This window comes from Pseudoalteromonas sp. Scap03 (genome assembly GCF_013393115.1).
Taxonomy (GTDB): domain Bacteria; phylum Pseudomonadota; class Gammaproteobacteria; order Enterobacterales; family Alteromonadaceae; genus Pseudoalteromonas.
This window is the reverse complement of the sequence record NZ_VDEU01000004.1, coordinates 25,143-40,266: the sequence shown is the minus strand read 5'-3', so window position 1 is coordinate 40,266 and position 15,124 is coordinate 25,143. Positions and strand designations below refer to the sequence as shown.

Below are 15,124 nucleotides of genomic sequence, written 5' to 3'. Positions count from 1 at the left end.
CGCTAATATAATCGGTTTTACCTGCGCTAGCATCATTTAAAAAGCTTGAAGGGGTTCCCTCTTGAGTGGCGCTGGTTAAATACACTCCTCTGAACATAGGTAACTCTTCATAAGCGTTAGGAGTAAAAATCTCTTTTAAGAAGTCATCAGCTACCCCTTGTAGTACACGTAGCTGTCTGGGGAATTCAAAGATTTTAGCTCGAATAGCTTCATTACGCTCGTTGATCAGTCGACGGTTCAACATCTCTGTAAGTTTAGAGATTAAAGCATGGAATTCTTTGTTAAATGCATCGACTTGAGTATCTTTATCTAAATCAAGCTCAAAGGTGATCCCCCAAACTTGTTCACATTCTTCCTCAGTAAGTTCGCCAAAGAACTCCCTGAATCCTTCAATTAAATCTACTTTAGAAAAAATAACATAGACAGGAAATGTCATACCAAGCTGGTTTTGTAGTTCTTGAAGGCGTTGTTTTATAGCTCGTGCATGAAGGTTTCGCTCAGTTTTGGTCTGACTCATAAGTTCAGAAATACCCATACTGATCATTACCCCATTTATAGGGCGTAATGGGCGATGTTTTCTTAGTAACCCGAGAAAGCCTTCCCATGCTCTAGAGTCGTGTTTAGCGTGGCTACTTTGCGTTGTGTAACGACCGGCGGTGTCGATTAATACCGCTTTATTGGTAAACCACCAATCACAATTGCGCGTACCACCAACACCATGCACTAAATCAACCCCAAGCTTATCCTTTAATGGGTAATCTAGGCCTGAATTATGAATAACCGTTGTTTTACCTGCGCCAGGTGGACCAATCATGATATACCAAGGTAATTGGTATATATTTTTACCTTTAAATAGTTTTACGTCTTTGAGTAAATCTATGGCTTCATTCATTCTGGTTTTTAAGGTGGTTATTTCTTCGTTAACTTCACTACTATTTGCATCGTTGTTATCTATTAACTCATCTGCCATTTTTTCATCACGTTTGCTTTGCTGCATAAGGCGATAAATTTTAGTCACAGAAAAAACAAGTAGTATCAATAAAATAGTTAGTAGTCTTGCTGCAACACCGGCAAGCGGTACATAATCTGCAATCGCAATTAGGGGACCACCAAACCAAATTAATAATGATAAGGCTAAAAAACCGATAATTAAAATAGCGGTTCGAGACGTTAGTGCGTAGGTTATTTTTTTAAATTTTTGTGAGAAACTCATTACAGCCTCATTAAAATAATAGATCGATTTCAATTCTGCGGTTTAACGACCGAGAAGCTGAATCTGAATTGCTGGCGATAGGCTCTGCTGCGCCCTTTCCTTCTGGCCATAGACGACCGCTCAAATTGGTACTTTTAGCCATTAAATTAGCAACTTGTGTTGCTCTAGCTAAAGATAGATGCCAATTAGAAGGGTACTTATCAGTACTAATTGGTAAGTCATCTGTATGACCTGTTATGAGGACTCGCCCTTTAGTTCCTTCTAGGCTTAACGCTAACTTTTCTAAAATAGGCTGGAATGAAGGGAGAAGTTGTGCGTCTCCTTGCTTAAACAAGTTTTCACTATTAATTGTAATGCGGATCCCATCGGAGGTTTTAGCAACGGCGACAATCCCCATTTTAATCTCTGTTTGCAACAACTGTTCAAGTACGCGTAATTGCTGATCTTTTTTATCAACAGTTTGGTTAACTGCTAAAGGGTGAATACCTGCTAGCTTTTCATTAATCTCTACAACATCGTTATTCAGCTTCATATTTATTGATAAATAGATCATCAATAATATGAGCCCCAATACCGAAAATATGACCCAAAGTGGAACTTGATTTCTCAGTTCAACACCCGCTGCTACTCTTTGCTTCCAGTTTGGAGACAGCTTATTGTTAATTGGCCCATTAAGTTGGTTTAATAAATGATAAAGTTGTGAACGATATTCTTCGATTTTTGTATCACCACCGGCACCTAGGCGATATTTACCTTTAAATCCTAAATTCAAGCAGTGATATTGCAACTCTAAAAATTGTTGATTTCTCTCTGGTTGAGCTAAGCCTGAATCAAGTAGCGTGTAAAAATATTCACCGCCAAAGGTTTCTTTATGAAAGGTAGAAAGTAGGCTTTCATCCGCCCACTCCATTGAACTCCATTTTGAGTTCAATACAGACTCATCAAGAATGGCGCACAAACAATAACGCGAATTATTGATCACCTCTTTTGATAAGTGCTGATTGCGAACTTCTACTTCAAATCGTTTGATAGCCTCAACACAACGATGTTTAAGCGCTGCAAGGTTACTCATTTCAAGCGATTGATTGATTGAAATTACAAGCGAAAAACAATCGGTTGCCGCTTCTAACAAAGGGTTTTTAAATATCGATACTTTGTTACTACCTAATAATTTTGCAGAAGGCGGCTCGACCGACATCACTGTTTTATCAGCATCATTTTGTGCAGGGTTGCTACTTGGCGTATTTCGCCCTAATCGACCTGGGCGAGGTTTGATAATGGTTTCGTCCATTGAAACTCTTCCTTTTAAAAAGTTAAGTTCTTATCGCCCAAAGGCTTAATTGTAGCTCAGGGTAGTTTCCTGAGAGGTGAATGGCAATTCCCCCACTGGAACGCAATTTATCCCAATGTTCACCATGCCTATTTAATTCAAAATAATGAAAACCAGCATGATAAGGAATTTGTCTTGGTGCTGTTGGTAAATTACTAATCGTAATACCTGGAATTTGGTTATTTACCAGATCTCGAATAGTTTCTACACTGCCAATTTTAATTTGTGAAGGTAGAATTTTTCTTAATTCTTCATGAGGCACACTTGCTTTAATTGCTAATACAAATTGGGCTGAATTAAGAATAGACTTATCTTTTAACGCACCAAAAGAAATACCAAATTTACTTTGCTCAAGTTTAATTTCAGTTGCTGTTTGCTCAATAACGTGACTCAACGACTGATATAAAAAGTTAACCACTTCATTAAATACCTGCCCTAAATTAGTATGGTCATAATTGGGTAATTTAGGCACTCTCTTATTAGCAGTGCTGAAGGTTGATAACTCGCCCGCAAGCTCAATTAAACGACTGTAAAATACATTAGGGTGTAAACTATTGACACTAAGTAAGTTATTAAATATCGCATCATACTTATTTAATGTTTGTAGCATGATAAAATCTGCAACTGAAGAACTTCCTGCATAGCCCTGGCTGAGCCTTGCGGCGATGCTTTCAGCGCGTTGCTTTATCATTGAGCCTATTTCTCTGACTAGCCCTGATAAGGGTTTACATTGCCCTACTTTTAAAGATGGAGGAATATACTTTGCATCTAACTTTATTTGGCCTTCACTACTCACATCTATAATTCTAGCTAAAGGTAATACAATATAGCCTGAGTGATCATCAGACGACAGCATCAATTTGCTATACACTTTCGCAACTTGAATAATTTCTTGAGATTGCGCTCCTAATAAATCATCACTCACTGACAGGTCATTGAGTTTATAACGAGTCACTGTATTATCGTCGGCTGAAGATATATTAATCCCGCTATTTTTTAGCGCAGGGATGGCAAGATAAACAACTTCATCAAAAACATCTTTATTAACCACCAACGGTTCAGGTAGCGACGTTGATTGAGGCATATCTATTGGTAATAAGTCTGGAGTGATTGCTGATAATGCGTCCACGGCAAACTGCCCGCTGTTAAGTAATTCATTATCAATACTTATATCAATTATCCCCCATGGATCAGCAAGGTTGCCACTGCAAACTTGCTTGATAACATTGGAAATATATTTGTCTGCTTGTTGAAAGTGCTGAGGTCTTAAAAACATCCCTTCAGTCCAAGCAACACGAGTGTTATCACCCATTTTAAAAATCCTTTTTTATTGCTCTCTCATGTATGTCGCAATTGCTTCTACATTAACATTGATATCGTCATAGCCGGTAGGGTCAACTTCTATAACCGCTCTCCACCTTGCTTGGTCTATATTTCTATAAGCAACAACAACCCCAACGTAACGAGTATTACGATTAAGGCTCATTTTATATTGCTGCACAGAATCAGGCTGAAGTTCTAATTCATCTTTTTTTAATAAGTCAGGTCCGAGGATCTTTTCTGGTGTGTCGTACAAGCTAAAAAAGTCCTGCGTGTCAAAAATAGTTCTTGAGCTGAGCTCAAAAATTTTCATTACCACTGGAGAAGGACGTTCTGATGTATCTGGATTAACATTTTTAGATACATTAATGATCAGATCGGTAGAAGGGGGTACGATTTTATTCATCGTAGAACATCCCATTACCAAAAATAGTAAACTAAAACTCAATAAGTAGAGCTTAACTTTGTACATTATTTACTTTCCTTTCTAGTGCGTTTCTTTGATTCGATCGTTGTATGCCTTTAAGAAATCATCTGACATTGCCATGGCGCCTTTAGTGTTCACTTCCTGAGAAATATCATCATATAAACTTTGATATAATTTCCAGCATTTAGACTCTATTTGACCAGGGATAATTTTTAACACGTTAGAATTATCGTTTGCCTGTTGATTAATTTGCATGGGAGAAACCTGCGACAACATCCCTTTTAACACGCCATCTGCACCAGCGAGTAATGCATGCTCATGCTTACGTGTGTCTATAAAGCTTTCTTTAATAGATTCATTCGAAGACAGAAAGCTTGCACTATTTTTTATGAACAAGTTCTGAATAACGTCATCAATGTTGGCAGAAAATTTTAATGGATTGTTTTGCTCAGCCTGAAACATCGTATGATTCAATCTTAATTTGTTTTTTACAATAGCGCGTTGACGTAAAGATTCCATAAGCTCAGTGAGCAATAAATTAAGCCCTTGGCCCATTTCAAACCACAGCTTTTCATTATCTAACGAATTTTTAAGTTCATCTTTAATCCCCAACCCTTTTAAAAACGCATCTGATAACGCCTTGTCACTTTGAACCACGTTTTTTACTGGTGCAGACTGTATCTCAGGCTTATGCTCATTAGCGTGGCTACTTGAACGGGGGGGTTCTTGAATAGGCGCAGGGGTATCAACAGGTGCTGATGAATTGCTAACATTATTGCCAATGTCAAAATCATCGGTATTCATAAGGCGCGTTAATTCATCCCAGTCTTCCGGAATATGATTATCAGTTTGTTGCTGCGCAGTCACTGATATCTCAGGCATCGACTCATTCATAATCGAGTCATCGAATGAAGGTATAGACTGCTCAGCCGGTTGAGAATTTTGCGCAGCGAAAGCATCTACTGATTGAAAATGACTTGGAGCAGAATTACTCACATCGACTTGTTGAGCTGATGTTAGCACCACACTGACTTGAAAATCGCCAATGGTTAACACGTCACTGTCTGACAAACGTTGTTTGTTGCCTTGACCGAGCGGCGCTACAGCAAAATTAATAAATAATCCATTGGTTGAATTATCGTATACGTAAAAAGAGTCACCTTCTTTTTCTATTATGCCGTGTTTACTTGAGATTATTTTTTCGGGATCAGGTAAGTGCCAATCGCACGCTTCAGAGCGACCAAAAGTTAATGAATCTGTTACAGTTTTAGTGGCTTCTATTTCAGGTGAAAGTCTGTGATAACTAGTGATGTTTAGTATCAGTTCCATTTGATAAGTCAGTCCCTTATATCATTATTGTGAACAGGATAAAGTAGAAGCGAAACTATTGTCAACATTGAAATTAACACAAGAAAATATTGCGCTATTGATTTTGTCTCTAAAACAAGACGTTTGATAAACAAATTATACAGCGATGAAATATTTTACCGTAATGCTTTATAACTAGACCGAAAATAGCCTTCTTAGAGACTCCTTCTAGCTTTAAACCGACTTTTTCAATTTACAGTAAGGGAAATTTACCAACAATAATATGTCATTCAGGCATTGCTATAATTGTATATTTTTGTAAAATACATGCTCATATCAGAGGGAAAATTGATAGATAAGCAGAGAATATTTACCTTTGTAATTATTTAACTTAACACAATAAAAGGATTTTTTATGAGCAGTACTAATGATCACAACGATAAAACTCAGATTGCTTCCCTAGACTCAAACGCAAAAAAAACGTCAAACATTCGCAAGCAAAATCTACTTGGCAAAAAAATATCTGGCCGCTATTTAATTGAAGAGCTGATTGGCCAAGGCGGGATGTGTTATATCTATCGGGCGCGCGATACTTTTTTAGAAAACGGTAATCGCTCAGAAGCATCGGTAGCAATTAAAGTACTTCAAGAAGAATTCTCAAGCTCTGAAGAAGCTATCTCACTACTAAAAGATGAAACAGCAAAAACGCAACAGCTTTCCCACCCAAGTATTGTCAAAGTGTACTCAGCAGACTCTGACGGCGATCTATATTATGTCACTATGGAGTTAATTGAAGGGGAAACACTAGAACAAATTATTAAACGAAACAAACCCTCTGGCTTAGCGTTTAAAAAAGCAAAAATTATTTTAAAGCAATTAACTGACGCTCTTGTATATGCCCACTCGCGTGGCGTCATTCATAATGACCTCAAGCCTTCAAATATTATTTTTGATTCTAACGGTAACCTTAAAGTACTTGACTTTGGTATTGCCAAACACAAAAGCTTAGACGATCAATACGCTGTAAAAAATGACAGTGAACTGGCAACAATTGGCGGCTACACCCCAACATATGCAAGTCCTGAACAATTAAAGGGTAGTGAAGCATCAGTAAAAGACGATGTATTTTCTTTTGCATGCATTGCTTATGAACTTCTCAGCAGTAAACACCCATTTAACCGTATTGCTGCAGATAAAGTTCCTAAAAACACAACAGTGAAAAAACCAAGTAACTGCCCTATTCTTTTGTGGAACAATTTAAATAAAGCATTAGTTTTAAATGCGAATCAAAGGCTTGAATCATTAGAGCCCATTTTAAAAAGTCTTACAACAAACTTAAACCCTGCTATTTTTGCTACAGCAGCGAGTATAGCCATTATTGCTTTGATTACGCAAAACTATTACTCAAACTCAGATAATACTAAACAATTACAGGCACAACTCGATAATGCCAAAGCAATTAATCAACAAGTAGAAGCGTGGATGTCTTGGCAGGGGCCAACAATTTTAAACAAACTTGAACAAATCCCGCCACAATATGAAGTGCTTAAACAAGGGTTACTAAGATCAAACCAGCAAAGCATATTAGAGAGCTTTAACGATGAAGCTAATCAGTTTAATAATATCGCTGGTCGTAAATTTAAAGATTTCGATAAAATTATAGCCGTTTACTCTGATGCATTAAATTATTACCCTGACTCAGAAAAACTATCAATGCAATTAGAAAGTGTGCTTAGGGAACGCCAATCAATTATTTTTGATATTACAGCCAGAATCGATTTATTACTCGAACAGTCGCGTTATAACGAGGAGCAGCCAAATAGTATTGCCCACTTGATTTTTGACTTAAAAGAAGTTGATAAAACTTACCGTTATCAGCCTACAGATCTTCACTTTGATAATTTTACAGTTGCGTTAAATACCGCGATAGAAAGTGACGATGTGATCACCCAAAAAGTTCTCTTAAACGTGGGTAAAATCGTTTTTACAAACAACAAAAAAGCGGATGAGTTACTAGCAAATTTAATGCAGCGAGAATCTGCTATTAATGCATTAACTGCGTATCAGCAAAAGATTAATTTAGGCGAACAGGCAGACTTTCCTCGTGCCGATGCCGTGGTGTTTTATGGTCCTAAGTTTCAACGATTCTCTGCTCAGTTAGAAACAATAGAAGATCATAAAGCTTTAATGGAATTCGAAGAATTTATTAAATCTGAATCAACAGCATTACCGGATGACTTCTCACTTTTAATTTCGTTGAGAAAAGAATTGTCGAGACGTTACATCAGTACAGCAAACGATTTAATGAAAAAAAGAATGTATAAAGCCGCTGAACGTTTAGTTGAAAAAAGTGAAGCGATTACTCAGTCGTTAGACAAAATGCTCTAAAAAATGCGTTTATTTATTGTTCAAAAATAACACAGCAGTGATTGAATAACGATTGCATAGCTATTAGACTAAAATCAAAATACAGACAACAAAGTCAAGGACGACGAGTGCATTCATATCATCATACACTCCGCCAAGATTTTACATATTTAGACTTTTTATAATTTATGGAGTACCTATGAAAAATTTAAGCTTGCTAGCTGCAGCACTCATACTCACTGGCTGTTCAGCAACATCTAAAACAAACAAAACTGAAGATGTTGTTATTGAGCCAACTCCTCAAATGAGCGAAGAAAATGCACCAATATCACTTACGGTTATCACTAACCCAGCCGACTCTAGAGTTCGTATAATGAATATAGTGCCTGTGTATCAAGATGCTATTGAACTAGATGCAGGTAAATATGATATTGAAGTAAGTAAGGCAGGTTATATTACTTATAGAAACTGGATAACGGTTGATAAAAAAACTATCTTAACCATAGAGCTCGATGAAAAACAATCAAGTCAATCTGCGCAATAGACTGTTTAATGCAGTAAAATGCCTTTTTAAATAAAGGCATTTTAGCATTAATAATAAACATACCAGATATAACCGCCCAAGCTTAAATTCACCGCTATACACAACCACAATACCACTATAAATACGCGCTTTTTTGACTTATGCCGTAAAGCTTGCTGCGCGATAAGTGCGCCTGGCCACCCTCCTAATAGAGCACAGAGATGTAAATGTCGCTCAGGTATACGACTTACTTGTTTACGATTCGACTGCACTGCTTTTCGTTTATCCCAGGCATAATATAAAAAAGTAATACCACTGAGTAATGAAATATAGATCGGTATAAACATCTCAATTTTATGATTTAAATAAGCAAGCCATATTGCAGCTATAAACATACTCGAAAATATAATTAAGGTACTTTTTATCAAAAATAATCGCCTATAATGAAAATAATTAAAAAACACTTAGGTTAAATTATGACATATTTAAAGGCCGCGATGCTGCTGTTATCACTATCTATATTTAGTATTCAAGCAAATAATGAAGCAGACTTACTAGCGCCAGAACTTGCGATATTTACGCCTTACTTAGGCACATGGCAAGCGGATTTCAATACCGAAACAGGTCAGCCAAGCATTCAAGATGTCAGTAATTGGCAGCGCGCACTTAATGGTAAAGCCATTCGTACTTCACACTCGATTAATGAGGGTGAGTATGGAGGGGAGTCAATGATTTTCTATGATCGTAAAAAACAGTCACTGGTTTTCTATTACTTCACAACAGCTGGTTTTTATACTAAAGGCGTCATGAAAGTGCTGAGCTCAACGCAATTTGTGGCTTACGAAGATGTTACTGGTAGCAAAGAAGGGATCACTAAAGTTAAATCAACCAGTGAATTTAAAGATCAACAGTTTGTTGTTTCTACCTCTTATTTAAAAAAAGGAGAATGGACTAAACCGGAACAGCGTATTTATACTCGCAGTACAAAAACCGTTAAATTTAAGTAACTTTGGTCCTAAAACTCAAAAGGCAGCCTAGGCTGCCTTTGTTATTTATAAAACCGCTATTATTTTGCGAATTTTTTAAATGGTTCGTCAACGGGTGTATCAGCTAGGTGATTAGTGTAATTGCTCATTACTTTTTGCGATAAACCAACAATTATTTCTAGCAGTTGCTGTTTACCGTAACCTACTGCAAAAAATTTCTCAATTTGCTCATTGCTAATTACGCCGCGATTGCGTGTCATTGCAAGCGTTGTTTCACGAAGTACTTCAAGTTTTGCATCTGCAAGTGGCGTTTCATTAACCAATGCATCAACAATACCTTGATCAACTTTCATTGAAGCGGCAATTGCGCTGTGTGCTGGTACACAGTAATGGCATTCGTGCTCAACATTAATTGACTGCCATACCACTGTTAGCTCTTCTGCGTTAAACGATGTTTTTTGAAATAAGTCGTGCAGTACTTGGTAGCCTTTAAGAAGCGTAGGTGCTTCTGCCATTACTGCATGAAGGTTTGGCACCATACCAAATGCTGCTACTGAATCAGCCATAAGCGATTTTGATTCTTCAGGTGCGTTGTCTTGAGTATATAACGTAAATTCTGCCATGTTCTGCTCCAATAAATTAATGTAATTAACTAACTTCGAAACACATACTATTTGATTTTGAGCGACTGCTCAAGTTAAAATTGAACAGTCGCTCAATTTAATAGAAACTATTATGGCCAATAAAGTTAAATTTGAACGCGAGCAAGTTGTTCGTGCCGCTAGTCAATTATTCTGGGAGAAGGGCTTTCATGCTACATCCACTCGCGATTTACAAGATGCAATTAACATGCGTCCTGGCAGCATTTATGCGGCATTTGGCTCTAAGGAAGGTTTATATTGTGAAGCGATAAAAAACTATGCCAAGCAAATGCAAAGCTTAATAAATGAGCGTTTAGTATCATGCAGCAGTATTCTTGACGCACTTCAAGATTTTGTAGAGTATGTTGTTATCTCCTCAAAAAGTAATACTCCAAGTGCTATCTGCATGTTAGTAAAAGCTAATAATGAGTTCATTGAGAAAGACAGTTATCTTTACCAAATCAGTGTAGAGCTAATGATAGACTTTGAACATTACCTTACTGAACTATTTACACTCGCTATAGCTGATAAAGGGCTAAGCGGAAATATTGCCGCTATAGATTATGCTCGTTTTTTCCAAATACAATTTACTGGCTTACGTAATTATTTTAATCGACCAAACGTAGAGCATTTAGCCAAACCAATGATCGAAAACATGTTTTCACTCATGAAAAGTCTTTAGCCGAAAATAAAAAGGCAGCTAATCTAAATTAGCTGCCTTTTTAATTTAAAAACAAAGTTCGACGTCTAGGTTTTTAATTTATTAAGTTCAGAGTCTTGCTGCGCAACCAGTTTATTCAGCTCTTCACTGCTGTCGCCTGCCTGAGCAGATAAATCTGAAAGCTGTGAGGCGGCATCAGAAATTATTGTCAAGTTGCGATTTATTTCTTCGGTGACTAGGCTTTGTTCTTCTGCAGCCGTTGCAATATGGGTAATTTGATTGGTTATTTCATCTACTTTCACAACCACACTGTGCAGTGCATCAAAAGCCGTTGAGGTTTCATCTACTGCAGTTTCAGCGCGTACTACACCTTTTTCAATAACAGTTGATGCATTACCCACTTCTGAAAGTAAGCTGTCGATTAAACTACTAATGTCATCGGTTGATGAACGCGTTTTAGATGCTAAAGCTCTAACCTCATCAGCAACAACGGCAAAACCACGTCCGTGCTCCCCTGCTCGCGCAGCCTCAATAGCTGCGTTTAGCGCTAGTAAGTTAGTTTGTTCAGAGATAGTTCGGATCACATCAAGTATTTGGGTAATATCATTACTACGCGATGCTACTTTCTCTACCGCCTGATTAGCTTCTTTAATTTCCTCTGACATGGTTTTAACTTGCGTCATAGCTGATGATAAGCTCGATTCGCTACTTACCACTAGGGTATTAATTTCATCTGCTTGTTGCGCCGATTGCTCTGAAGCTTTTGCCACTTCAAGTGCTGTCGCGCTCATTTCGTTCATTGCAGTAACCACACTTTCAATTTCTTTAAACTGTGCTTGCACATTGTGCTTGGTTTCTACCGCAATGTTCGAAGTAACCTCACCTTGGTGTTTGGTTTGATCTGAGACCGCTTTTAGCTCACTGATCAATTCACGAAGTTTTGATAAAAACTTATTAAACCCTCCAGCTAGTGCAATCAATTCAGCGTGAGTATCTACATGCAGAGTTTGAGTTAAATCGCCTTCAGAGCTTGCTAAGTTGTCAACGCGTTCCTGAATTTGCTGCAGTGGCGCTACAACACTACCTACAACGAGCTTCATTACTATAAATGCCAATACCGCAATCACAGTACCTGTGATCAAAATAATCACACCCAGCTCTTTTGCTGCCTCAGACATGCCTGCAGTTAATTGAATTGGCCCCTCAAAAGCAAGTTCCGCGGGTACTTCAATTAGCAGCATCCATTTCACATCAGCAAGCTTAATTTCAATTGGGTAAGACACCATTATTTCTGCGGCTTGCTTGTTAATTCCTTTAGTGCCTTTTAGTGCTTTGTAACTTTCATAACTTTTAGCGCTAACAGCTTCTTTCAGTGGACGGCCTAATTTTTCTTTATAATGACTGGTACCAACAATTAAGCCCAAATGGCTAAGTAACGTTACTTTTGCTTTGCCATTGTAAAGCGCATTTGAAAGCTCTTCTGTTAACTTTTGAAATACAGGTAAGGTAATATCAGCCCCAGTTACACCAACAAACTTGCCTGATTTAATAACGGGTACAACAAGTGAAGTCATCATTTCTGAGTAACCCGGTGTTATCTCATATAAGTAGGGTTCCATAATGCATGGTTTTAACTTGTCTTTAGCACACAAGTACCACTCTGCCTCACGTAAACCAAATTCATTTATTTTATCCGCGTATTTTTCTGCCGCGTCTTCAACGACCTGTTGTTCAACCAAGCCATTACTGTTTTTAGTGAAATAAATTTCTAATGTTCCAGCACCGGCAACAGAGTGATCATAGCCTTGAGTAAATTCGCTATCTTTACCATCAAAGCCGTTTTGTTCAAACTGAGAATATATAGAAGAAATAACATCGTTACTTTCTAATAACGAGCGATTTAAAGAAACAACTGAGTCACGTTCTATTGAGGCTTTGTCGGCATCTTCTAAAATGCTACCAAGCGAAAAGGGTATTCGGTAAGCTTCATTAATAAAGGCAGCGATTTTCTCACCATAGGCGGCTGCATTTGCTGTTAATCGACCATCCACCTCATTTACAATTAAAGTTTCGGCCTCAGCAGAAGTATTCGCATTACTCGATGAGAGTTTAGACCACAGTATGCCTGAAAATAGTACCACCGTTAAAAGTATACTTCCGACGCTTATCCACAATAACTTTTTTGCTAACGCTATTTCCCGCATTTATAACTACCTTGCTTTACTTATTTATTTTTTAGTTTAGACCAATTTAAATAACATTTTATTAAATGTTTTAAATTAGCCTGAATAACGTAACCTCATAACCAACTACCATTTAACTTTGCTCATTTCGCCGCTGGGTTATTAGCACAACAACAAGCAAACACCTATCCACAGGCAAGGCTTTAATCCATATAGTTTATACACTAATCATGAGAATACTGTTCCAACCAGTCGGCCAGTTGCATCAGCTATATAATATAAAATGTTACCGTATCACTTTTACAGATTTATCAATTAAGATAGCTATCTAAAGAGGTATTGATTGCCAATGTGGCAAAAAATCAGCAAACTCTCCGATAACAACTAATCTATCGGCCGACTTTCTTGTTACTTTAGGGGTTTTTGTGTATGGGTCAACAAGCTATTCCTGAGCGAGCCATAACACCGCTTATCCACTCATGATAGCAATGGTAAATTTCATGACTAGGGTCTGTTGACCTTTCAGGGTTAAATTTTCAGTCATTTGGGTATTAGCAGAATGTTAAGCATTGAGTCGCATTCAATAGCAGCCTTTTCCTGCAACACTTTCACTACAGTTATTAAACTTCTATGCCTTGAGCCAAATTACAATAAGTGTGGATGTGTTTTAGCACCGCTGGTAACGTCGTTATTTTACTAAATTCAATTTTAAGTAAATCGAGTACAGCACCCACTGTTGTAAAGTGGAATTATCTATTTTTTTAATTCATGTTGAGTTTTAGAGGTATAGTAGCAAATAAAAAAACACGCGATGATCACTCATGACGTGTTTTTATAAACCATATAAAGGGATAGATTAAATAACTGAAAGTTCTACCTCAATATTGCCGCGTGTTGCATTTGAATATGGACATACTTGATGCGCTTTATTTACCAGCTCTTGGGCGGCTGTTTTATCCATACCACCTAATGACACGGCCAGTTTTACCGCAATGCCAAAACCGCCATCAATGGCACCAATAGATACCTCTGAGTTAATGTAAGTATCGCTTGGTAAAGCAACTTTTTCGCTACCGGCTACAAATTTAAGTGCGCCAATAAAACACGCTGCATAACCTGCTGCAAATAATTGCTCTGGATTAGTGCCCTGCCCATCGTCACCACCTAACCCTTTAGGCGTTGATAAGTTAACATCTAAACGACCGTCATCTGATTTAGCAACGCCTTCACGTCCGCCTGTTGCCGTTGCTTTTGCTGTATAAGCTACATTTTGTAATACATTCATAGTGAACTCCTAAAATTTAAAATTTTCAAATTAATTACTTTGCACGCAAAATAATAAGGCAATTAAATTCTGATTGCAATTACTTTGCATGCAAATTAAAATAAGCTATCTTGAAATGAAGGGTAATGCGATGTCGTTTGAACAGTTAAAATTAAAAAATCAGTTATGCCATCGTTTATATATGGCGTCTAACAGCATAGCCCGTGCCTATCGGGAGCCTCTAGCAGAGCTTAACCTTACCTATCCTCAGTATGTTGTTATGATGGCGCTGTGGGAACAAGATGAAGTAACCATCGCTGAGTTAATAGATAAAACCGCAATTGATGGTGGCGCGCTTACTCAAATATTAAAAAAGATGACCAGCAAGTCATTGCTTAACGTTATAAAGGACGAACACGATAAGCGTAAGCGTTTGGTGCAATTGACTCACACCGGCCAATCTTTAAAACTTAAAGCTGCTGATATTCCAAAAACAATTTTCTGTAAATTTGACAGTATCGACACTAACCAAGCACAGCAATTAATGCAGTTACTCGATTTAATCGTTAGCGACTTAAGCACCCAGACTGAAGATGAAAGTGTCGATGCTAAAGACAGTCCCAAGTTAGTGCAAACCTAGCGTAAATTTATCCAATGTGGTGCTTAAGCTTTTTTATAGTTTAGTTATAAAAAATTAACTTATTGATTATTATTCATAAAACATTCAATTAACAGTTGGCATACTTCTTCCTAACCCCTTAATGACGTTAGCAACACCAAGGAAAAACTTATGTCTAATTTATACAACACTCTTTATTTTTTATGGCGCTTAGATATCACAGTGTGGCAAGTAAATGAGCCTACAAATACGCATACCACCAGTGAAAAAGAACGAATGTAC

Annotated in this window: 14 protein-coding genes; 5 read left to right on the top strand and 9 right to left on the bottom strand. The window is 37.5% G+C overall.

What is annotated here, in order from left to right:
• The 5 genes from tssM to tagH all read right to left on the bottom strand — a co-directional run.
• Positions 1 to 1,213: type VI secretion system membrane subunit TssM (tssM, locus tag FHG08_RS18820; protein ID WP_178983219.1), on the bottom strand; the 1,213-nt coding region annotated here is incomplete at its 3' end.
• A 10-nt stretch (positions 1,214 to 1,223) separates the two neighbouring features.
• Positions 1,224 to 2,504 carry a type VI secretion system protein TssL, long form gene (gene tssL, locus FHG08_RS18815; protein ID WP_178956945.1) on the bottom strand — a complete coding sequence of 427 codons (1,281 nt, stop codon included), beginning with the start codon at positions 2,502 to 2,504 and terminating at the stop codon, positions 1,224 to 1,226.
• Between the two features lie 22 nt (positions 2,505 to 2,526).
• Complete coding sequence (tssK, locus tag FHG08_RS18810) at positions 2,527 to 3,855, bottom strand: type VI secretion system baseplate subunit TssK (protein ID WP_138605843.1); 1,329 nt, start codon at positions 3,853 to 3,855, stop codon at positions 2,527 to 2,529.
• A 15-nt stretch (positions 3,856 to 3,870) separates the two neighbouring features.
• Positions 3,871 to 4,335, bottom strand: a complete 465-nt coding sequence (gene tssJ, locus FHG08_RS18805; RefSeq protein WP_138605841.1) for a type VI secretion system lipoprotein TssJ — start codon at positions 4,333 to 4,335, stop codon at positions 3,871 to 3,873.
• A 15-nt stretch (positions 4,336 to 4,350) separates the two neighbouring features.
• On the bottom strand, positions 4,351 to 5,619 hold the full coding sequence (gene tagH, locus FHG08_RS18800) for a type VI secretion system-associated FHA domain protein TagH (RefSeq protein WP_178956946.1): 1,269 nt from the start codon (positions 5,617 to 5,619) through the stop codon (positions 4,351 to 4,353).
• A 393-nt stretch (positions 5,620 to 6,012) separates the two neighbouring features.
• On the opposite strand from tagH, the gene FHG08_RS18795 reads away from it, so the two are divergent.
• Both FHG08_RS18795 and FHG08_RS18790 read left to right on the top strand, forming a co-directional pair.
• Positions 6,013 to 7,986, top strand: a complete 1,974-nt coding sequence (locus FHG08_RS18795) for a serine/threonine-protein kinase (protein ID WP_138605837.1) — start codon at positions 6,013 to 6,015, stop codon at positions 7,984 to 7,986.
• Between the two features lie 178 nt (positions 7,987 to 8,164).
• Complete coding sequence (locus tag FHG08_RS18790) at positions 8,165 to 8,509, top strand: PEGA domain-containing protein (RefSeq protein WP_178956947.1); 345 nt, start codon at positions 8,165 to 8,167, stop codon at positions 8,507 to 8,509.
• 47 nt (positions 8,510 to 8,556) lie between these two features.
• Here the strand turns inward: FHG08_RS18790 and FHG08_RS18785 are convergent, their stop codons facing one another.
• Positions 8,557 to 8,916 (bottom strand): DUF1294 domain-containing protein, encoded by a 360-nt coding sequence (locus FHG08_RS18785; RefSeq protein ID WP_138764932.1) that lies wholly within the window; start codon positions 8,914 to 8,916, stop codon positions 8,557 to 8,559.
• 48 nt (positions 8,917 to 8,964) lie between these two features.
• Between FHG08_RS18785 and FHG08_RS18780 the strand changes: the two genes are divergently transcribed.
• Positions 8,965 to 9,495 carry a hypothetical protein gene (locus tag FHG08_RS18780; RefSeq protein ID WP_178956948.1) on the top strand — a complete coding sequence of 177 codons (531 nt, stop codon included), beginning with the start codon at positions 8,965 to 8,967 and terminating at the stop codon, positions 9,493 to 9,495.
• A 59-nt stretch (positions 9,496 to 9,554) separates the two neighbouring features.
• Here the strand turns inward: FHG08_RS18780 and FHG08_RS18775 are convergent, their stop codons facing one another.
• On the bottom strand, positions 9,555 to 10,097 hold the full coding sequence (locus tag FHG08_RS18775) for a carboxymuconolactone decarboxylase family protein (protein WP_138764933.1): 543 nt from the start codon (positions 10,095 to 10,097) through the stop codon (positions 9,555 to 9,557).
• A 112-nt stretch (positions 10,098 to 10,209) separates the two neighbouring features.
• On the opposite strand from FHG08_RS18775, the gene FHG08_RS18770 reads away from it, so the two are divergent.
• Positions 10,210 to 10,797 carry a TetR/AcrR family transcriptional regulator gene (locus tag FHG08_RS18770; protein WP_178956949.1) on the top strand — a complete coding sequence of 196 codons (588 nt, stop codon included), beginning with the start codon at positions 10,210 to 10,212 and terminating at the stop codon, positions 10,795 to 10,797.
• Between the two features lie 65 nt (positions 10,798 to 10,862).
• On the opposite strand, the gene FHG08_RS18765 is transcribed toward FHG08_RS18770, so the two are convergent.
• Positions 10,863 to 12,980, bottom strand: coding sequence for a methyl-accepting chemotaxis protein (locus FHG08_RS18765; RefSeq protein ID WP_138605826.1), 2,118 nt, complete (start codon positions 12,978 to 12,980; stop codon positions 10,863 to 10,865).
• Between the two features lie 835 nt (positions 12,981 to 13,815).
• Positions 13,816 to 14,244 (bottom strand): organic hydroperoxide resistance protein, encoded by a 429-nt coding sequence (locus FHG08_RS18760; protein WP_138605824.1) that lies wholly within the window; start codon positions 14,242 to 14,244, stop codon positions 13,816 to 13,818.
• A gap of 130 nt (positions 14,245 to 14,374) precedes the next feature.
• On the opposite strand from FHG08_RS18760, the gene FHG08_RS18755 reads away from it, so the two are divergent.
• The gene (locus FHG08_RS18755; RefSeq protein ID WP_008468659.1) at positions 14,375 to 14,863 is read left to right on the top strand and encodes a MarR family winged helix-turn-helix transcriptional regulator; all 489 of its coding nucleotides are present in this window, start codon (positions 14,375 to 14,377) and stop codon (positions 14,861 to 14,863) included.
• Positions 14,864 to 15,124: the final 261 nt, after the last annotated feature.

Coding starts and splice junctions, on each gene's coding strand:
- tssL (WP_178956945.1), bottom strand. CDS start 2,504: ATGGACGAAACCATTATCAAACCTCGCCCAGGTCGATTAGGGCGAAAT.
- tssK (WP_138605843.1), bottom strand. CDS start 3,855: ATGGGTGATAACACTCGTGTTGCTTGGACTGAAGGGATGTTTTTAAGA.
- tssJ (WP_138605841.1), bottom strand. CDS start 4,335: ATGTACAAAGTTAAGCTCTACTTATTGAGTTTTAGTTTACTATTTTTG.
- tagH (WP_178956946.1), bottom strand. CDS start 5,619: ATGGAACTGATACTAAACATCACTAGTTATCACAGACTTTCACCTGAA.
- FHG08_RS18795 (WP_138605837.1), top strand. CDS start 6,013: ATGAGCAGTACTAATGATCACAACGATAAAACTCAGATTGCTTCCCTA.
- FHG08_RS18790 (WP_178956947.1), top strand. CDS start 8,165: ATGAAAAATTTAAGCTTGCTAGCTGCAGCACTCATACTCACTGGCTGT.
- FHG08_RS18780 (WP_178956948.1), top strand. CDS start 8,965: ATGACATATTTAAAGGCCGCGATGCTGCTGTTATCACTATCTATATTT.
- FHG08_RS18775 (WP_138764933.1), bottom strand. CDS start 10,097: ATGGCAGAATTTACGTTATATACTCAAGACAACGCACCTGAAGAATCA.
- FHG08_RS18770 (WP_178956949.1), top strand. CDS start 10,210: ATGGCCAATAAAGTTAAATTTGAACGCGAGCAAGTTGTTCGTGCCGCT.
- FHG08_RS18765 (WP_138605826.1), bottom strand. CDS start 12,980: ATGCGGGAAATAGCGTTAGCAAAAAAGTTATTGTGGATAAGCGTCGGA.
- FHG08_RS18760 (WP_138605824.1), bottom strand. CDS start 14,244: ATGAATGTATTACAAAATGTAGCTTATACAGCAAAAGCAACGGCAACA.
- FHG08_RS18755 (WP_008468659.1), top strand. CDS start 14,375: ATGTCGTTTGAACAGTTAAAATTAAAAAATCAGTTATGCCATCGTTTA.